The 17,974-nt window shown below is 71.8% G+C and carries 15 protein-coding genes, 1 pseudogene and 1 riboswitch; of the genes and pseudogenes, 7 read left to right on the top strand and 9 right to left on the bottom strand.

Annotated elements, in window-relative coordinates:
• Window positions 1–316: 316 nt before the first annotated feature.
• The gene (locus ACZOOI_RS33790; RefSeq protein WP_465283367.1) at window positions 317–1,489 is read right to left on the bottom strand and encodes a serine hydrolase domain-containing protein; all 1,173 of its coding nucleotides are present in this window, start codon (window positions 1,487–1,489) and stop codon (window positions 317–319) included.
• 979 nt (window positions 1,490–2,468) lie between these two features.
• Between ACZOOI_RS33790 and ACZOOI_RS33785 the strand changes: the two genes are divergently transcribed.
• The 6 genes from ACZOOI_RS33785 to ACZOOI_RS33760 all read left to right on the top strand — a co-directional run bounded on the left by ACZOOI_RS33785 (window position 2,469) and on the right by ACZOOI_RS33760 (window position 7,678).
• Entirely contained in the window at window positions 2,469–3,293 is an 825-nt protein-coding gene (locus tag ACZOOI_RS33785; RefSeq protein ID WP_465283366.1) for a hypothetical protein, read from the top strand.
• A 326-nt stretch (window positions 3,294–3,619) separates the two neighbouring features.
• Window positions 3,620–3,820, top strand: a complete 201-nt coding sequence (locus ACZOOI_RS33780; RefSeq protein WP_465283365.1) for a hypothetical protein — start codon at window positions 3,620–3,622, stop codon at window positions 3,818–3,820.
• Between the two features lie 252 nt (window positions 3,821–4,072).
• A complete protein-coding gene (locus tag ACZOOI_RS33775; protein ID WP_465283364.1) occupies window positions 4,073–4,624 on the top strand; it encodes a MauE/DoxX family redox-associated membrane protein in 552 nt (183 codons plus the stop codon).
• 2 nt (window positions 4,625–4,626) lie between these two features.
• Window positions 4,627–5,184, top strand: coding sequence for a hypothetical protein (locus ACZOOI_RS33770; protein ID WP_465283363.1), 558 nt, complete (start codon window positions 4,627–4,629; stop codon window positions 5,182–5,184).
• The gene (locus ACZOOI_RS33765) at window positions 5,181–7,043 is read left to right on the top strand and encodes an ABC transporter ATP-binding protein (RefSeq protein ID WP_465283362.1); all 1,863 of its coding nucleotides are present in this window, start codon (window positions 5,181–5,183) and stop codon (window positions 7,041–7,043) included. Before ACZOOI_RS33770 ends, ACZOOI_RS33765 begins: the two co-directional genes overlap by 4 nt.
• Before the next feature lie 11 nt (window positions 7,044–7,054).
• Window positions 7,055–7,678, top strand: a complete 624-nt coding sequence (locus tag ACZOOI_RS33760; RefSeq protein WP_465283361.1) for a S26 family signal peptidase — start codon at window positions 7,055–7,057, stop codon at window positions 7,676–7,678.
• Here the strand turns inward: ACZOOI_RS33760 and ACZOOI_RS33755 are convergent.
• The 7 genes from ACZOOI_RS33755 to ACZOOI_RS33725 all read right to left on the bottom strand — a co-directional run bounded on the left by ACZOOI_RS33755 (window position 7,644) and on the right by ACZOOI_RS33725 (window position 15,894).
• On the bottom strand, window positions 7,644–9,317 hold the full coding sequence (locus tag ACZOOI_RS33755; RefSeq protein ID WP_465283360.1) for an HAL/PAL/TAL family ammonia-lyase: 1,674 nt from the start codon (window positions 9,315–9,317) through the stop codon (window positions 7,644–7,646). The genes ACZOOI_RS33760 and ACZOOI_RS33755 overlap by 35 nt on opposite strands.
• A 241-nt stretch (window positions 9,318–9,558) precedes the next feature.
• Window positions 9,559–10,335, bottom strand: a complete 777-nt coding sequence (locus tag ACZOOI_RS33750; protein ID WP_465283359.1) for an enoyl-CoA hydratase — start codon at window positions 10,333–10,335, stop codon at window positions 9,559–9,561.
• Window positions 10,332–11,264 (bottom strand): 3-hydroxyisobutyrate dehydrogenase, encoded by a 933-nt coding sequence (gene mmsB / locus ACZOOI_RS33745; RefSeq protein WP_465283358.1) that lies wholly within the window; start codon window positions 11,262–11,264, stop codon window positions 10,332–10,334. The genes ACZOOI_RS33750 and mmsB overlap by 4 nt, the downstream gene beginning before the upstream one ends.
• Window positions 11,261–12,340 (bottom strand): enoyl-CoA hydratase/isomerase family protein, encoded by a 1,080-nt coding sequence (locus tag ACZOOI_RS33740; RefSeq protein ID WP_465283357.1) that lies wholly within the window; start codon window positions 12,338–12,340, stop codon window positions 11,261–11,263. Before ACZOOI_RS33740 ends, mmsB begins: the two co-directional genes overlap by 4 nt.
• Complete coding sequence (locus ACZOOI_RS33735) at window positions 12,337–13,479, bottom strand: acyl-CoA dehydrogenase family protein (RefSeq protein ID WP_465283356.1); 1,143 nt, start codon at window positions 13,477–13,479, stop codon at window positions 12,337–12,339. Before ACZOOI_RS33735 ends, ACZOOI_RS33740 begins: the two co-directional genes overlap by 4 nt.
• Window positions 13,480–13,483: 4 nt before the next feature.
• On the bottom strand, window positions 13,484–14,983 hold the full coding sequence (locus tag ACZOOI_RS33730; RefSeq protein ID WP_465283355.1) for a CoA-acylating methylmalonate-semialdehyde dehydrogenase: 1,500 nt from the start codon (window positions 14,981–14,983) through the stop codon (window positions 13,484–13,486).
• Between the two features lie 198 nt (window positions 14,984–15,181).
• A riboswitch (cobalamin riboswitch) is annotated at window positions 15,182–15,351 on the bottom strand.
• 69 nt (window positions 15,352–15,420) lie between these two features.
• Window positions 15,421–15,894 (bottom strand): pyridoxamine 5'-phosphate oxidase family protein, encoded by a 474-nt coding sequence (locus ACZOOI_RS33725; protein ID WP_465283354.1) that lies wholly within the window; start codon window positions 15,892–15,894, stop codon window positions 15,421–15,423.
• 1,056 nt (window positions 15,895–16,950) lie between these two features.
• Between ACZOOI_RS33725 and ACZOOI_RS33720 the strand changes: the two genes are divergently transcribed.
• Entirely contained in the window at window positions 16,951–17,625 is a 675-nt protein-coding gene (locus ACZOOI_RS33720; RefSeq protein WP_465283353.1) for a class I SAM-dependent methyltransferase, read from the top strand.
• Between the two features lie 112 nt (window positions 17,626–17,737).
• On the opposite strand, the pseudogene ACZOOI_RS33715 reads toward ACZOOI_RS33720, so the two are convergent.
• Window positions 17,738–17,866: pseudogene (locus ACZOOI_RS33715) on the bottom strand (epoxide hydrolase); the annotation flags it as partial.
• Window positions 17,867–17,974 lie beyond the last annotated feature (108 nt).

Here is a 17,974-nt window from a genome sequence, read left to right as displayed (position 1 = left end):
CGGCTCAGCCGGTCGCCGCGTCCATCGATTCGGCCGGACTGCGCGGGCGCATGTCGGTCCAATTGGTCTCGACGTACTCCATGGCCAGGCGGGGCGGCGGCCCGGGCCTGGAACAGGTCGGGCAGCGTGCTGCGTTCGACGACGTCGTGCGGGCACCGGCCGTGGCCGTTCAGCAGCAGGTCGCGCTCGGTGTGGGTGACCACGTCCCAGCTGCCGAGCGACCGGTGGCCCCGTCGCACACACCGGGGGACTCGGCCGGCCGCGCACTGCGACGCTCGCCGATCGTTGTCCCGTCGGCCGGACCGTCCGGCGGTCGCTACCGTCGCTCGCGCACGGCCGCCAGGACGATCCGCCAGGCCACCGGGTTGATCGACTCGCCCTTCGCGTCCGTGGCGCCGACCGAGTGCACGAGGGTGCGGCGCAGGTCGCGGGTCGCGGCGATCGCCGTGCTGTAGCCGTACCGGGCACCCGTTTTGATCCAATAGACCGTGCCGTCGTACTCGAAGCGTTGGAGCCCGGCGCTCATGGTGGCACCCTCGATGTTCGCCGGGACGGTGAACATCTCCTCCAGTTGCGGCGCGGGCACGATCCGGCCCCGGAACAAGGTGGTGATCAGCCGTTCCAGATCTGCGGTCGTGGAGATCATGTCGCCCGCCGCCCAGCGGTCCGCCTGGTTCCAGTCGGTGACGTCGACGAACCGGGTCGTGCCGTCGGCCTTCGCCACCGCCTGGTAGCCGTGGTTGTGCGGGCCGTGGATCCGAGGATCGGTGCCGGGGAAGTAGGTGTCCCGCATGCCGGCGGGGCGCAACACGCGGCGGCCGGCCTCCGCGGCGTACGAGTGTCCCGTCACCTTTTCGATCAGCATGCCGAGGATCGTGTAGTTGATGTTGAGGTAATTCTGTCGGGTGCCCGGGTCGAACTCCGGGCCCTTCGCCACCGCCGAGGCCACGACCTGCCGGGGCGTCAGCGTGTCGAAGCGGTGTGCGTACGCTTCCTCGAAGGTGTCCCCGAGACCGTCGCCGGCTCGGATGCCACTGGTGTGGTTCAGCAACTGCCGTACGGTGACGGGTTTGAACGACCCGTCGAGCAGCCCCGGGAGGTAGTGCTGTAACGACTCGCCCAGGTCGACCTTGCCCTCGGCCGCGAGTTGCAGCACGACCGCGGCCGTCACCACCTTGGTCGTCGAGCCGGCCCGGAAGCGCGCATCGGCATCCGCCTCCCGGCAACTCCTCAGGTCGTGGACACCCGCACTGCCGCGCCAGGTTCCTTCGGCGCCGCCGACCCGAACGAGGGCGGCGGTCGCGTCCGCGTTCGGGAGCCCGGCGATCGCGGCGGCCAGGGCCTGGGCATCCGGACCCGTCGTGGTGCCGCGTACGGTCGTCGGGGCGGAGGCGGGTGCGGAGGGTGTGGCGGATGCGGATGCGGCCAGGGGGCCGGTGGTCAGGGTGAGGACGAGGGCGGATGTGAGGACGCGGGTGCGGACCTGCATGGGTTGCTCCTGAAGGGTGCGGGATATCGGCATCTCATGGTGCGGCTGCACGAAGTCCCCGCGGATCGTCGGCGAGAAGTGCGTCGTCCCTGATCCGACCCGGAGCAATTACCTTGATCGACACCGGAGTTGCCGGGGTTCGCCCCTACGGGAAGGCACCCGCTCGATGCCCTGCCCGGGTCGACGCACGAAGCGGCCCGCAGCCGAGGCCGCGGGCACCCGGCGTTGCGGTGTGATCCGTGTCGGCTCGCCGCACCATCGATATGGGGGAGCCGCACCATGTCCGACCCTGTGGCACGCGCCGATTCGGATCCCGTGCCCGACCTGTCCTACCCCGCACTCCGGCAGCGCGGCGGGCTCGAACGGCCCGTGACCCCTCGGCCACGTCCGGTCAGCGGCCACCGCGGCGGCGGCGGGACGGATGCGGCTTGAGTTGCGACCGGTGGAGAGGGGGCGAAGAGTTGGTCATGTCCGATACGTGTGCACCGTTGAGTCCTGGTCTCCGGTGAACGTGGGCCGTCTCAGTGGCAGAGCCGAGCCGACAACGGCACTGCGGCACCTGGAACAGAACACACCTGGAATCACCATGTCCAAAACCACGCGGCGACAAATCTCCCGTATCGTCGGCACGTCCTGTCTGGCGGCCGCACTCGCCCTGCCCACGGCCGCGGCGGCAGCGCCGCACGCCTTCGCCCAACAGAGCACGGCCGGTGTGCCCGCCGACACGCCGCCGCCACCGCCGGACACACCGCGTGCGCCGGACCCGAACACACCGGAGCCGAAGACTCCGGAACCGAAGACTCCGGAACCGAACACTCAGGAACCGAACACGCCCAAGCAGGAGGAGTCGAACACGCCCGGTTCGCAGCAGCCGAACTCACCGGGCACACCGAGCTCCGGCGAATCGAGTGGGCCCGCCACGGAGGGTCCGACGAAGTCCCAGGCGCCGCAAGGGTTCGGGCCGAACACGCAGAAGGAGGTGGAAGCGCAGATCGCGGCGCTGGACGTGCCGGAGGACGTGAAGCAGAAGCTGCGCGACGGGCTGACCCTGGCGGCCAACGCGATTCGGGATCCGAATACCCCGCAGGCGGCCAAGGACCAGTACGCCCGGATCGTGGACGAAATCAACAGCACGTTGAAGGTGATCCGGAGCCCCACGACGTCCCCCGCGGACAAGGCGACGTACACGAAGCTCATCCGCGGAATCAACGAATCGGTGCGCCTGAGTCTGGACCCGAAGATCGCGCCGGCGGACCGGGACGTGTACCGGAAGCTCGCGGATGAGCTCGCGAAATCCATGAAGCAGCTCCAGGACCCCACGCTGCCGCCGGACCAGCGGGCGTTCGCGGTGAAGGTCCTGGAGGGGCTCAGCGACGGGCTGTTGGCCATGCAGAATCCGAAGACGGCGCCGAAGAAGGCGCAGGACACGCAACGGATCCAGCAGGTTCTCCAGGAGAGCGGCGTGGCGCTGGCGACCCTCCGGGACCCGAATGCGCCGCAGCCGGCGAAGGACGCGGCCAAGAAGACGCTGGACGACCGGGCCGCCTCGGTCCAGAACTCCAAGTACCTGGAATTCCTGGCGGAGGTCAAGCGGTACAACCCCTCCGCGGCGTGTCTCGCGACGATCGACAGCCGCACGAACGAGGCCGGTTGGCCGGAAGGATCCCTCTGGGGCCTGTCCGACGACTCCTGCGCGGACACGTTGGCCAAGGCCGCCGCTGACAACAGCTCTCGGTGGAACGCGCTGTTCCAATGCGTGCAACAGAGCCCCTTCTCGACATGCCTGGTCTACATCCCGCAGTAGCCCTCGTGGCCTCGACGGCCGGGTCGGTCCTTTGGCCGGCCCGGCCGTCCGCGTTCCGCACCGTCGAGGAGCATCCCCGCGAGGGTCCGCGAGCCTCGGGGCCGCGCTTCCAACTGTTCCGTTTGCCGTTCCGGTCGTCCGGAACAGCGCTCGGACAGCCGTTTGACCAGGACGGACGGCCGCCGGGCTGTTCGGAACGGGCCCGGGCCGTTGTGGGCGCCGGGCCCGCTCAACCAGGCTCAGTCGTGGCCCGCCGGGCCGAGTAGGGCATTCCGATTCGACCGCGTCGAGCAACGGCGACGCGGTGTCAGCGAAGGGGAAAATCCATGACCAAGCTCACGCGGGCGATCGCCGATCGCCTGGTGGAACGGCTCGTTCCCGCAGGTACGGCACACGCGGTCGCCTGCCACAAGGCCGGTTCGAAGTGCATCAACGGCAGCTGCGCCGGTCAGAGCAAGTACACCCAGTACCGGATGAACTGTGACGACGGCAGCTACTACTACGCATTCGGCCACTGCGGCTGCTGACGCCGGCCGGTCGGAGGAGTCCTCGGGCACGGGGGCGGGCTCGGTCCGTACCGCAGAAGTGAGGGGGCGTCGGTGGTCTCCACGCGGGTCCACCGGCGCCCCCGATCCGTTTCCGCGGGGATCCCGTCCCGTTCGTGTTCTCTACCCCCGTTCAGGTCCCTCGTCAGGTCTTCGTGCACGTCCCTGTTCTCGTTTCGTGGGCCGACCGGCCCGACGGCGTCGAGCCGTCACGATCGAAGGGTGGCCTGCGCCATGGAGCTCGCCGCGATGTCCTGCCGGGCCCTGTTCGTGGTCGTTCTCGCGGTCGCGGTGGTGAGCAAACTGCACTCCGCGCAATCCTTCGCGGCGTTCGTGCGCGCGGTCCGCGCGTTCGCCGTGTTGCCCGCCCACCGCGCCCGTGCCGTGGCCTGCCTTGTCGTCGGGGCGGAAACCGCCGGGATCGTGTTGTTGTCGTCGCCGGGACCGGCGGCGTTCGTGGGGTTCGTGCTGGTGGGCTGCCTGCTCGCGGCCTTCACCCTCGCGATGGCGGCGTCGCTTCGACGCGGCGTGCGGGTGTCGTGCCGCTGCTTCGGGGCCTCCGCGATCGACACGGGCCCGCTCCAGCTCGGTCGCAACGGCTTCCTGATCGTCGTGGCGGCCATCGGCGCGGTCGGGGCGCCCCACGGCCTGCCGGACGCCCCCGGCGGCCTCGCGGTCACCGTCGGCATCGGCCTGACCGCGGGCGTGGTGGTGACCGTCCTGGACGACGTATCCGAATTGCTGCGCGACGCCTTCCCCGTCGCCGCACGGAAAGGGCAAGGGTGACCATGCCGTATCTCATCGCGGCCGTCGTGCTCGTCGGCGCGCTGTGTCTGCTCGACCTCCTGCTGACCGTGGGCCTGGTCCGAAGACTGCGCACGCAGCAGGCCCAGGGCCCGCGCCGGTCCCCGGACACGGTCGACGACGAAGGCATGTTGCCTCCGGGCGCCCTCGTGGGGGCTTTCGAGACCCGCACCGTCGACGGCCGACCCCTGCACAGGCGCGACCTTCGCACCGGGACCGTCGTGGTGTTCATGTCGCCCGGATGCCCGCCGTGCCATGAGAAGTTGCCGCGGTTGGCGGCGGCGCTGCGGGCAACTGCCGCGGATGCGGCCGTTGTCGTCGTCGCGGGCGGACCGGCGGCGGATCCGGACACCCGGCAGATGATCGAGGAACTGGCACCGGTCACCCGGGTCGTGCACGAATCCGTCGAAGGGCCCGTGACCGAGGCGTTCGCGGCCCGCGCCTTCCCGGTGATCTGCCGGGTGCGCGCCGTCGGGGACGAACTCGTGGTGGAGGCCGTCGGCGACCACGTGCTGCCGGCCCTCGTGCCCGCGGTCCCGTGAGCGCGCAGACGTCGTCGCCGGGGTTGCGGCGGTTGGCCGCGGTGCTGCGATCGGCGGCGGGACTGGCCTTCCGGGCGGCGCCCCGGCATCTCGCGGCCCTGACGCTGCTGACCGCGCTGGGCGCGGTGTTGCCGATCGCCGCCGCGTGGACCGTGCGGGCGGTGCTGGAGCGGCTGGCCGCGGGCGGCGGGGTCGAGGCGCTCCTCGTGCCGGCCGGGCTGCTCGCCACGACCGGAGTGGCCGCCGCTGCGGTGCCGCATCTGGCGCAGTACGTACAGGCCCAGACGCAGCGCGCGACCGCGCTGCGCGCCCAGGACTCCCTCTACCGAGCGGTCGACGGCCTGACCGGTCTGAGCAGGTTCGAGGACCCGAGGTTCCTGGATCGGCTGCGGCTGGCCCAGCAAGCCGGCGGCATGACGCCGATGCAGGCGGTCAACAGCACCCTGGGGGTGCTGCGCGGGGTGCTCACCATCGGCGGTTTCCTCGGCTCGCTGATCGTCGTGAGCCCGCTCCTGGCCGCCGCCGTGCTCCTGGCCGGGGTGCCGGTGCTGCTCGGCGAGTTGGCGATGAGCCGGCAGCGGGCGGCGATGCTGTGGGACATCGGGCCCGCGGAGCGCCGTGAGATGTTCTACTTCCAAGTGCTGACCAACGCGCGGGCCGCCAAGGAGATCCGGCTGTTCGGGATCGGCGGATTCCTGCGCGAGCGCATGCTCACCGAACGACGCAGGGCCGACGCGGCGAAACAGGCGATGGACCGCCGGGAGTTGACGATCCAACTCGGCCTCGGGGTGCTCGCGTCGGTGGTGGCCGGACTGGGCCTGCTGTGGGCGGTCCGGGAGGCGGGACGGGGCCGGATCGGCATCGGCGACGTCGCGCTGCTCGTGGCCGCGCTGCCCGCCGTACAGACGGCACTCGCCGCGCTGGCCAACGACATCGCGGGTGGACACCAGGCGCTCCTGCTCTTCGACCACTACGTCGTCGTTCGGGAGATCGGGGACGACCTGCCGGTGCGCGCCTGCCCCGAGCCGGTGCCCGCGCTCCGGAACGGCATCGAGCTGCGCGACGTGTGGTTTCGCTACGGCCCGGACCACCCCTGGGTGTTGCGCGGGGTGAACCTCACGATTCCCGCGGGCCGTTGCGTGGGTCTGGTGGGGCTCAACGGCGCGGGTAAGACGACGCTGATCAAGCTCCTGTGCCGGCTGTACGACCCGGAGCGCGGCCGGGTGTTGTGGGACGGCACCGACCTGCGGGCGTTCCACCCCGTCGAGTTGCGCAGGCGGATCGGGGCCACCTTCCAGGACTACATGGAATACGACCTCACCGCCGGTGAGAACATCGGACTCGGCGACCTGGACCGGCTGACCGAGCGGGACGCCATCGAACGCGCCGCGCGCCTGTCCGGCATGCACGAAACGATATCCCGCCTGCCCGACGGCTACCGCACCATGCTCAGCCGAATCTTCTTCTCCGAGGAGGACAAGGGCGACCCGGGCACCGGCGTCGTCCTGTCCGGCGGACAGTGGCAGCGCGTCGCCCTGGCGCGTTCGTTGCTGCGCGCGGACGCCGACCTGCTGATCCTGGACGAACCCAGCTCCGGGCTCGACGCCGAGGCCGAGCAGGAGATCCATCTGCGGCTGCGCGAACACCGAGCGGGCCGGACGAGCCTGCTGATCTCGCACCGGCTCGGCGCGCTGCGCGACGCCGATCTGCTGGTCGTGCTCGAACACGGTCGGATCGTCGAACAGGGCACGCACGACGAACTGATGCGCACGGGCGGGGCCTACGCCCGGTTGTTCACGATGCAGGCCGGCGGCTACCGGCGCGGATCCGGTGACGTCCCCGACTCGCTCGTCTCCTGAGGAGGTACACCATGTGGCCGGTCGGCAGACGGCTGTTGCCGCTTGCGATCGTGGTGATCGGGACGTCCCTGTCGGCCGCCCTGGAGGCCCGGCGTCGGCTCGCCGTGATCACCGTCGCCGGCGCCAGCATGGAACCGGCCTACCGCAGCGGCGACCGGGTGCTGGTGCGGCGACTCGGCCGGCGCGAGCCGGCCGGTTCGGTCACCGGTCGGGTCGTGGTCGCCACGTGGCGACCACCCTCGGGTGCGCCACCGGGAGAGCCCGCGGCGCCGCACACGCGGCCCGACGGGCGAGCCTGCGCGGCGCCCGATGCCCGCGGCCGGATGATCAAACGTGTCGTGGCCGGCCCCGGCGATCCGGTTCCCCGGGGCCTGGACCCGGCCCTCGCCGCCGAGGCCGGCCGACCCGTGCCGCCGCAACGGTTCGTCCTCCTGGGCGACAACGCCGCGTACAGCCACGACTCCCGCCACATCGGCTACCTCGAACGCGCCGACATCCTCGGGGTCGTGATCCGCGGGCTTCGACCCCGCCGCCGAACCGGCCCCGGCGGGCGGCCGGGGCCGGAAGTGCCGCCCGGGCCGTCGGTTCAGGCGGGCGGGCTCAGGATCCGTCGGGACGCAGGGCGCCGTGGGTGACCATGTCGATGGCGGCGTCGACATCCGGGGTCAGCCAGCGGTCGTCGCCGAGGGCGGGGACCCGTTCGCGGAGTCGGTGGTGGAGCGCGTCGGTGGCCTTGGCCAGGGGCAGGTCGCCCATGGTGGGTCGGGCGAGGTCGATGCCCTGGGCGGCGAGCAGGAATTGCACCGCGAGCACGATCTCGGCGCGGGAGAGGTTGTCGTCGAGGTTGCGCACCGAGGCCATGGCCATCGTGTTGTGGTCCTCCTGCCCGAACTTCTCCGGGCGCGAGAGCACTCCGGCCGGCATGGCGCGGGTCTGCATCTCGGGGATCAGGGCCGCTCCCACGGTCTGTACCTGCACCAAGCCGGAGTTGAGGCCGACCGGCGGGCCGGCGAGGTTGTCGGGGAGCCCGTAGCTCCACTTGGAGGCGATCAGGCGACCGGACAACTCGTGGGAGAGTACGGCGACATCGGTGATCTGGGCGTTGAGGGTGTCGATCGCGTGCCCGATCTGGGCGCCGTCCCAGTTGCCACCCATCACGAACTCCCAGGTGTGATCCGGGCGTTCGAACAGGAGTGGGTTGGACGTCGAGGCGTTGGCCTCGCGGGTGATGATGGTCTGGGCCTCGTCCAGTGTCTGGCGGGCGGTCGCGGTGATGTGCGGGGCGGCGCGGACCGAGACCGCGTCCTGCACGCGGGGGGACTTCTCGCCGTACCTCTCCCGGCCCTGTTCGGTCATCCACGCGCTGTCCCCGGTCAGTTCGCGCAGCCGGGCGGCCTCGTGCTCCTCGGCCGGGATGCGGCGTTCGGCGTGGGTGCGCTCGTCCAGCGAACCGGCCTCGGCGCGAGTGGCCTCCAGGAACAGGGCGAATGCGCCGCGGAATTGGTCCAGGAACCGTTCGGCCCGGTCGGCCGACGCCGTGTAGCGGGCCGTCAGCACACCGCTGCCGCTGATCAGCGGCAGCGTCTCGCCCGCCTCCAAGGGGAACTCGACCGGCAGACCGGCCTGGCGCAGGATCTCGGCCGCCCCGCGTGTGGGCCCCTCGCGCAGCCGGGCCGTGCCCGCGTCGCCGGTGAGCACGAGCCCCGCGGCGGCCATCGGCTGAAGGTCCCCGGTGCCCAGGGATCCGATCGAGGGCATCACCGGGGTCACGCCCGCGTTGACCAGCGCCAGCATGCGTTCGACCATCTCGGGCCGCACCCCCATCCGGGCCCGGGCCATCGCGTTCGCCCGCAGCACCAGGGCCAACCGGGCGACGCCGGGCGGGAGTTCCTCGCCGGTGCCGGCCGCGTGCGAGCGCAGCACCCGGCGTTGGAAGTCGCGCTGCTCGGCGTCGGTGAGGGGGCGGTCCTTGAGCGGACCCAGCGCCTGGTTCCAGCCGTACACGCGTTGGCCGCGGCTCAGCGCGAGCAACCCACCCTCGCGAGCCGCGCGCATGCGGTCGGCGGCGGCCGGCGCCAGTTGCACCGGTCCGGCGTTGCCGTGCAGCACCGCCCGCATCTGGGCCACGGTCAGGTGGTTCCCGTCGAGGGTGATTCCGGCCGCCTTCTTGCCGCCCGTGGGTGCGACCGCTTGCGCGGCGTGCCGGGGTGCGGGGCCGGCCGAGCCGGTCACCAGGGCCGAGGACACGGCGACGGCCAGGACGACTCCGGTCAAACGCCGGCGCCGCGCGGGGCCCGAGCGCCGGCGGGAGGCCGCCGCGTCGGGCCGGGATGCCGCACGGCGGAGAGAGAGGAAGACATTCACGTCATGGCCATCGACCGATCACCGGGATACTTGAATAGTCGGATGAACAGTGACATTCGAGACCGATCGCATCGCATGGGCCCGGCCGTCCGGGGTGGGTACGGACGGCCGAGGACGTCGGGCGGCGGCGCCGCCCGACATCCCGGTCGACTCAGCGGTGGGTGAACGACGGCGAGCGCTTCTCGGTGAACGCCGCCATGCCCTCCTTCTGGTCCGCCGTGGCGAACGTGGCGTGGAACAGCCGACGTTCGAAGCGCACGCCCTCGGCCAACGTGGTCTCGAAGGCGCGGTTGACGCTCTCCTTGGCCATCATCGCGATCGGGGCCGACATGCCCGCGATGGTCGCGGCCGTGGCCAGCGCCTCGGTGCGGAGGTCGGCGGCGGGGACGACGCGCGAGACCAGGCCGGCGCGTTCGGCCTCGTCCGCGTTCATCGTGCGACCGGTCAGACACAGGTCCATCGCCTTGGCCTTGCCGATCGCGCGGGTCAGCCGTTGTGAGCCGCCGATGCCCGGGATGACGCCGAGCTTGATCTCGGGCTGGCCGAAGACGGCGGTGTCGGCGGCGAGGAGGATGTCGCACAACATGGCGAGTTCGCAGCCGCCGCCGAGCGCGTAGCCGGAGACCGCGGCGATGGTGGGCTTGCGGACGTCGCCGAGTCGATCCCACGCGGAGAACCAGTCGGAGAGGTAGACGTCCATGTAGTCGTTGGGCTGCATCTCTTTGATGTCCGCGCCGGCGGCGAAGGCCTTCGCGGACCCGGTGATCACCAGAGCGCCGATGTCCGGGTCGCGGTCGAGCGTGGTCGCGGCGTCGACGACCTCGGCCATCACCTGCAGGTTGAGGGCGTTGAGCGCCTTGGGACGGTTGAGCGTGATCAGCGCGGTGCGATCGTGACGCTCGACCAGGATGGTCTCGTACTCGGTCATGCCGGGTGGTTCCCTTCGCCGGTGGCGGTGGCGGCTGCGGTGTGGTCCCTGATGGTGTGGATGACGGCGGAGAAGTCGCGCTCGGCGCCGCCGTTCTCGGCGAACGCCGCGTACATCTCGGCCGCGTGCAGGCCCAGTTCGGCGGACACGCCGCCCGCGCGGATCGCGTTGGCGGCCAGCCGCAGGTCCTTGGCCATCAGGGCTCCGGCGAAGCCGGGTCGGTAGTCGTGGTTGGCGGGACTGGCCGGTACCGGTCCCGGCACCGGGCAGTTCGTGGTCAGCGCCCAACACTGTCCGGAGGCGGCCGAGGCGACGTCGAACAACGCCTGGTGGGACAGGCCGAGGTGCTCGCCCAGCACGAACGCCTCGCTCACCGCGATCATCGTGGCGCCCAGGATCATGTTGTTGCAGATCTTCGCGGCCTGTCCGGCCCCGGGCGGACCGCAGTGCACGACGCGGCGCCCCATCGCGGTCAGCACCGGCTCGATCGCGGCGAAGTCCGCGTCGTCGGCGCCGACCATGAAGGTGAGCGTGCCGGCGACCGCGCCGACCACTCCGCCGGACACCGGCGCGTCCAGGGCGCGGCGCCCGGACGCGCGTACCGCCTCGTGCGCGGCGTGTGCGTCGGCGACGTCGATCGTCGAGCAGTCGACGAACACCGCGCCGGCGGGTGCGGCGGCCAGGAGGCCCTCCGGGCCCCGGTAGCAGTCCAGGACGTGTGCCCCGCCGGGCAACATGGTGATCACCACGTCCGCACCGGCGACGGCCTGCGCGGGCGACCCGGCGATCCGCACACCGCCGTCCCGGGCCTGCTCCAGGGCCTGTGGGGCCAGGTCGAATCCGGTGACGACGTGTCCGGCCGCGACCAGGTTGGCGGCCATCGGGCCGCCCATGTTGCCCAGCCCGACGAAGGCGATGGTGTCGGTCATCGGCCGGCCTCCGAGGTCGCGGACGCGAGTTGCAGGCTCGACGCACCCTCGGCCGGCGCCCGGAAGAAGCGGGCGACGTCCTCGGGCCGCACGGCCTCCAGCGTCGCGGGCGACCAGCGTGGCGCACGGTCCTTGTCGATCACCTGGGCGCGGATGCCCTCGACCAGGTCGGGCGCGCTCAGCGCCGCGCTCGACACCCGGTATTCCTGCTCCAACACGGCCTCCAGGGAGCCGAGTTCGCGAGCCCGGCGCAGGCTCGCCAGGGTCACCTTGAGCGCGGTGGGCGACTTGGCGCGGATCTGCTCGGCGGCCTGCTTCGCCGCCGGTTCCCCGCTGTCCTGGAGGCGATCGAGAATCTCCTCGACGGTGTCGCACGCGTAGCAGGAGTCGATCCAGGAGCGGCGCTCGGCGAGTTCGCCGGCCGGAGCCGGCTCGGTGAACCGCGCGACGACCTCCGCCGGGTCGCGCGTGGCCAGCGCCCCGATCACCGCGTCGAGCCGATGCGAGGGCACGAAGTGGTCGGCCAGGCCGCAGGCGATGGCGTCGCCGGCGCCGATCGCGGAGCTGGTCAGTGCCAGGTGCGTGCCCGACTCGCCCGGAGCCCGGGCGAGCAGGTGGGTGCCGCCGACGTCGGGAACGAACCCGATTCCGGTCTCCGGCATGGCGACCGTCGAGCGCTCGGTGACGATGCGCAGCGCGCCGTGCGCGGAGATGCCGACCCCGCCGCCCATCACGATGCCGTCCATGACGGCGATGTACGTCTTGGGGTAGCGGGCGATGCGGGCGTTGAGCCGGTACTCGTCGCGCCAGAAGTCCAGGCTCGCGGTGCCGCCGGCGACGGCGTCGGCGTGGATGGCACGGATGTCGCCGCCCGCACACAGGCCGCGCTCGCCCGCGCCGGTGATCACCACCAGCCGTACGCCGTCGTCGTGTTCCCACGCGGTGAGCGCGGCGTCGATCCGCCGAACCATGTCGTGGGTGAGCGCGTTGAGCGCCCTGGGCCGGTTCAGCACGATCCGGCCCATGGCCGCCTGCCGGTGGGTCTGTACCGGGTCCTGCTCGGTGGTGGGGGTCATCGGGCCGCTCCGATCAGTCCGCGCGCGACGATCACGCGCATGATCTCGTTGGTTCCTTCGAGAATGCGGTGCACCCGCAGGTCGCGCACGATCTTCTCGATGCCGTAGTCGGCGAGATAGCCGTACCCGCCGTGCAGTTGCAACGCGCGATCGGCCACCGAGAAGGCGGTGTCGGTGGCGAACCGCTTGGCCATCGCGGACAGTTGCGCCGCCCTGGGATCACCCTCGTCGAGCGAGGAGGCCGCGTGCCACACCAGCGTGCGGGCCGCTTCGAGTTCCGTTGCCATGTCCGCGAGTTGGAAGCGCAGGGCCTGCGCGTCGATGAGCCGCGAGCCGAACGCCGCACGGTCGGTGAGATGGCGCACGGAGGCGTCCAGTGCGGCCTGCGCGCCGCCCAGCGAGCATGCGGCGATGCCGATCCGGCCGCCGTCGAGGGCGCCCATCGCGATCCTGAACCCGTCGCCCTCGGCGCCGAGTCGGTGCGTCGCGGGCACCCGCACGCCGTCCAGGACCACCTGGCGGGTGGGCTGCGCGTGCCAGCCCATCTTGCGCTCGTTCGGCCCGAAGGACAGCCCGGCGCTGTCGTCCTCCACGACGAACGCGGAGATCCCGTCGGCGCCGTCCGCTCCGGTGCGCGCCATCACCACGTACACCGCGGAGGATCCGGCGCCGGAGATGAACTGCTTGACGCCGTGTAGGAGATAGTCGTCGCCGTCGCGGGTCGCGCGGGTGGTCAGCGCGGCGGCGTCCGAGCCGGCTCCCGGCTCGGTCAGGCAGTAGCTGGCCAGATCGTGCATCGAGCACAGACCCGGGAGCCAGCGTGCGCGCTGCGCCGGCGTGCCGTGCCGGTCGATCATCGAGGCGACCATGTTGTGGATGGAGTAGTAGGCGGCGATGGTCGGGCAACCACCGGCCAGCGCCTCGTAGATCAGTGCGGAGTCGAGTCGATTCAGCCCCGAACCGCCCCGATCCTCGCCGACGGTGATGCCGCCGAGGCCGAGATCGGCGCCCTTGCGCAGGACGTCGACGGGGAAGTGGCCGGTGCGGTCCCATTCGATCGCGTGCGGGGAGAGGTGTTCGCGGGCGAAGTCCCGGGTGGTCTCGACGATCGCGAGCTGGTCGTCGGTGAGTGCGGTCATCGGGTCAGTCCATCGTGGGGATGTCGAAGTTCGCGCTCTCGCGCGCGGTGGACGGCCAGCGCGACGTGATGGTCTTGGTCCGGGTGTAGAAGCGGATCGAGTCGGGACCGTGCTGGTTCAGGTCGCCGAATCCGGATCGCTTCCAGCCGCCGAAGGTGTGGTAGGCCACCGGCACCGGGATGGGCACGTTGACGCCGACCATGCCGGTGTTCACCCGGCGGCCGAAGTCGCGGGCGGTGTCGCCGTCCCGGGTGAAGATCGCCACGCCGTTGCCGTACTCGTGCTCGCTGGCCAGGCGCAGCGCGTCCTCGTAGGAGGCCGCGCGGACCACGGACAACACCGGGCCGAAGATCTCCTCCCGATACACCCGCATCGAGGGCGTCACGTGGTCGAACAGCGACGCGCCGACGAAGTAGCCGTCCTCGTGGCCGGGGACGTGCACGTCGCGGCCGTCGACGAGCAGCTCGGCGCCTTCGGCGACGCCGATGTCCAGGTAGCCGTGCACCCGTTCGAGTGCGTCCCGGCCGACCAGCGGGCCGAAGTCGGCGTCCGGGTCGTGGGAGGGGCCCACCCGCAGGGTGGCGATGCGCGCGACGAGCTTGTCCACCAGCGCGTCGGCGGTCTCGGCGCCGACGGGAACCGCCACCGAGATGGCCATGCAGCGCTCGCCGGCGGAGCCGTATCCGGCGCCGATCAGCGCCTCGACGACCTGGTCGAGGTCCGCGTCCGGCATCACGATCAGGTGGTTCTTGGCGCCGCCGAAGCACTGGGCGCGCTTGCCGTTCGCGGTGGCCGAGGTGTACACGTACTCGGCGATCGCGGTCGAGCCGACGAAGCCCAGGGCCTGCACGCGCGGGTCCTCCAGGAGCGTGTCCACGCTCTCCTTGCCGCCGTGGACCACGTTCAGCACGCCGGGCGGCAGTCCGGCCTCGAGGAAGAGTTCGGCCAGGCGCAGCGGCACCGAGGGGTCGCGCTCCGAGGGCTTGAGCACGAACGCGTTGCCGCATGCGATGGCCGGGGCGATCTTCCACAGCGGGATCATCGCGGGGAAGTTGAACGGGGTGATGCCGGCGACCACGCCGAGCGGCTGGCGCAGCGAGTGCACGTCGATGCCGGTGCCCGCGTTGTCGGTGAACTCGCCCTTGAGCAGGTGCGGAATACCGATGGCGAACTCCACGACCTCCAGGCCGCGTTGCAGGTCGCCGTGGGCGTCGGCGATGGTCTTGCCGTGCTCGGCCGACAACAGTCGGGCCAGCGACTCGCGTTCGGGTTCGATCAGTTGCAGGAAGCGGGCCAGGACCCGGGCGCGCCGCTGCGGGTTCCAGTCGGCCCAGGCGGGCTGGGCCCGCTCGGCGTCGTCGATCGCGGCCAGGGTGTCGGCGCGATCCGCGAGCGGAACGCGTGCCTGTACCCGCCCGGTGTTGGGGTCGTACACGTCGCCGAACGCGCCGGATGCGCCGAGGACGTGCTTGCCGCCGATGAAGTGGGAAAGCTCGCGGATCATGAACGACCTGTCTCTCGTCAGGTGCGATCCGGAGGCGGGGCATGGCCCGACCACGCAACGTCGGCGCGGGTGCGCGTGGTTGCCCGGGCGGGTCGACGTCGAAGTGGTCAGGAGAACCTGGGGAGTTCGACGTTCGCAGGATCATCCGGGGCGGGTGCGCAGGCCGGTGTCATGCGTGTTTGCTCCATCCTCGTGGACAACACGGATATACCCGCGGCCGGTATCCTGACTTCCGGATCTACGCACGATGCCCGCCTTCCCGGCCTTCGCCAGTGGCTTGGTGCTGCGGCAGCGCACTCCCCGGTCACAGTGGCGGGACCATGTCGGATTCGCACCGACTTCCCTGCACCGCGGACCTTGTTGTTGAAGACGATATAGTCGGACGTCCTAGTAAGTCCAGCCGGCCCGGTCCCGGTGACCGCGGCCGGCCGGGTGCCTCAGGGGACGGGCGGTGGCTTCCGGGCGTCGGGAAGGTTGGGTCCTGCGGGCGTCCCGGCGTTGTGCCGGCGTTCGGCGACGAGTCCGGTGACGAATTCCGTGGTGACCCGAATCCACACCGTTTCCGCGTCGTCGCCGTCGATTTCGGGGAGCAGGCGATCCAGGTGCGCCACGGCGGAGGCATCGCGGACCCGGGAGGCGTGGCCCGTCACCGTACTCGTCCAGCCGGTTTGTGCGGTGCGGTCGATGCGGTCGGCCTGGAACGCGACCACGGCGTCGAGTGCGGCCTTCGCGAGGGGCGAGTCGGTCGGAGCCCGAAACACCACGCACTCCCGGTCGAGGGCGAACGCCACCAGGTGCACGGCCGGAAGGGCGCCCTCGCTCACCACGACGCGGCCCAACCCCGCGCCCGCCATCAGGGCCAACGCCTCCTGGCGCCCGAGGGGGCGTTTCATCACGGCGTGTTCGCTCATGTCTCAACCCTCGAATCCCGCGCGGGCGCCGACACGGGGTCGAACGGCTCGTGCCGGTCGATTCCCGCATGTCGCGCCGGGCCCGACGCCCCGCGCGCTCGACCGCGCGTCCGCTCTCCCGGACCCTGACCTCAGCCTTCCGCGCGCCCGACGCCCACACCAGGGCCGACCGGCCCGGTCCCGCGGGCCCAACGGCCGGTTGCCGCCGGGACCGGGCCGACCTCGTGGGACGGGAACCTTGCGAACGCACGGAGGCGACGGCGAGTTCGCCCCGGGCGAGCCAGGAACGACGGGGCGCTGCGCGACCGGACGCAGCCCGGGGCAACCCGGCGCAGCGCGGACGCGGGCCTGAGCCCGGCCGCTTCCCCGGGCGATGGGTACGGCGGCCGGGCCGATCATGGGTGCGCACGGAGCGACGTCGATCGGGTTCGACCCCGTGGCTACGAGAGCCTGCCCGCTGCGCCGGCCCGCACGCCCGACTCTGCTCCTCGTTCGCAACGTCGGGCAGAGCCGTTCGGCCCGGTCGGTTTCGGCGAAGGTCCCTTCGTGTGCGCGCGACCGGGAGGGGACACCCCCGAGACGGAAACGGATGGGCGCACGAACGGTGCCTTGGCCACCGACGGAACCGGGCTCGGATCAGCGTTTGACATCGGCAAGTTGCTGCACGTGCGTTGCATGTGGTCGAGGGGTCTCCTACGCTCCAATCGGCTGCATGGGGACGTCGAACACAGGAGCGCGCGGCGGACCGCCGACCGGCTCGCCGTGAGGTCCGAGGGCGTACGTTCCCACGAGGACGCGCCCCGCTCGTGCCTCCGCACTCCGTCCGCGGCGTGCGTCGCGGGCCGAGTGGTCGGGCACGGATGCACACGCGACACCGGGCATCGGTGCGTCGTCGTCGGGTGTGGCCGCCCACGATGTGATCCGCGGGACGGGAGCAGGTGTGGGGCGGAAGCGAATCACCGCGGTTGCCCACCCTGCCGCGCCGCCGGCCCGATCCCGCCCGCCCATCCGGCCGCCGTGCGGCGACCGGACGCCTGCCAGGAATCCGAGGCACCGATGACCGACCTCGCATCGCTGCACGCCCACTACGCCGCGACCCCCGACGGCCGCCCCAGCCGCTACCAGGCATGGGAAGTCGGCCGCGCCGTGGGCGACTCGATCACCCCGGCCACCTGCGACCCCGAGTACCGGACCTGGATGGTCGCCCATCTGGCACGCCTGCTGGACCGAGGACGCCCCGACTCCGCGCTGCTGAGCCTGGGCTGCGGCAATGCGATGGTCGAGGCCGAGCTGGTGCGCGCGGGCCACCGGGTGCTCGCCGTGGACGCCCTGCCCGAGGCCGTCGACCTCGCCCACCGCAAAGGCGTGGACGCCGTCTGCGCGGACGTCCTGGTCTGGACGCCGCCGACCCGCGCCTGGACCGTCGTCTACGCCGACGGCCTGGCCGGCGACCTGCACCGGTACACCCGGGGTCTGGGCCCGGCCCTGGAACGCTTCCACACCTGGTCGCAGCCCGGCATCGGCAGCCTGGTCCTGTCCGACGACCCGCTGCACGTCGATCCCGACGTCCGGACCGACCCGGACGTTCCCGGCTTCTCCTGGCTGTGCGCCCTCGCCCTGGCCGACGAAGCCGAAGAGGCCGGCTTCCGGGACGCGACGACCGCGACGATCACCTACCGAGGCCCCCTGCCCGGCCCCCGCGACCGCGCGGTCGTCACGGCCCTCCACTGAGACGCGCCGGGAGTGGGCAGTGCGGGCCGGCCCGGTGCGGAGGAGCAGGCATTCCGGGTCGGCGCGCTCGTGGTGCGCGTCGCCGGTGTGCGGTGCCGGCACCGCCGGCGCGTTACCGCGTCATCGCCGCCCGGTAGGGCCGGAAGGACGCGCGCAGTTCCTCGGCGTACGACTCGGGCTCCTCGAACGCCGCGAAGTGCCCGCCGCGTGCGGGCTCGGTCACCCGCACGAGGTTCGTCGTACAGCGTCGCGCGCAACCGGGCCCGAAGGTCCTCGAGATCCGCGGCCGCGGTCCGGGACGTGAACGGTTCGGGGGCGAGGCAGAGCATCCGACATGCCACGCATGCCA

This window comes from Embleya sp. L77 (genome assembly GCF_055557415.1).
Note: the sequence above shows the minus strand (reverse complement) of the source record. Positions and strands in the feature narration are given on the sequence as shown.

What these genes read in the sequence shown, in the direction of transcription:
- ACZOOI_RS33720 (WP_465283353.1), top strand. Translation starts at nt 16,951, where the DNA reads ATGACCGACCTCGCATCGCTGCACGCCCACTACGCCGCGACCCCCGAC.
- ACZOOI_RS33740 (WP_465283357.1), bottom strand. Translation starts at nt 12,340, where the DNA reads ATGACCCCCACCACCGAGCAGGACCCGGTACAGACCCACCGGCAGGCG.
- ACZOOI_RS33790 (WP_465283367.1), bottom strand. Translation starts at nt 1,489, where the DNA reads ATGCAGGTCCGCACCCGCGTCCTCACATCCGCCCTCGTCCTCACCCTG.
- mmsB (WP_465283358.1), bottom strand. Translation starts at nt 11,264, where the DNA reads ATGACCGACACCATCGCCTTCGTCGGGCTGGGCAACATGGGCGGCCCG.
- ACZOOI_RS33780 (WP_465283365.1), top strand. Translation starts at nt 3,620, where the DNA reads ATGACCAAGCTCACGCGGGCGATCGCCGATCGCCTGGTGGAACGGCTC.
- ACZOOI_RS33760 (WP_465283361.1), top strand. Translation starts at nt 7,055, where the DNA reads ATGTGGCCGGTCGGCAGACGGCTGTTGCCGCTTGCGATCGTGGTGATC.
- ACZOOI_RS33770 (WP_465283363.1), top strand. Translation starts at nt 4,627, where the DNA reads ATGCCGTATCTCATCGCGGCCGTCGTGCTCGTCGGCGCGCTGTGTCTG.
- ACZOOI_RS33725 (WP_465283354.1), bottom strand. Translation starts at nt 15,894, where the DNA reads ATGAGCGAACACGCCGTGATGAAACGCCCCCTCGGGCGCCAGGAGGCG.
- ACZOOI_RS33735 (WP_465283356.1), bottom strand. Translation starts at nt 13,479, where the DNA reads ATGACCGCACTCACCGACGACCAGCTCGCGATCGTCGAGACCACCCGG.
- ACZOOI_RS33730 (WP_465283355.1), bottom strand. Translation starts at nt 14,983, where the DNA reads ATGATCCGCGAGCTTTCCCACTTCATCGGCGGCAAGCACGTCCTCGGC.
- ACZOOI_RS33775 (WP_465283364.1), top strand. Translation starts at nt 4,073, where the DNA reads ATGGAGCTCGCCGCGATGTCCTGCCGGGCCCTGTTCGTGGTCGTTCTC.
- ACZOOI_RS33750 (WP_465283359.1), bottom strand. Translation starts at nt 10,335, where the DNA reads ATGACCGAGTACGAGACCATCCTGGTCGAGCGTCACGATCGCACCGCG.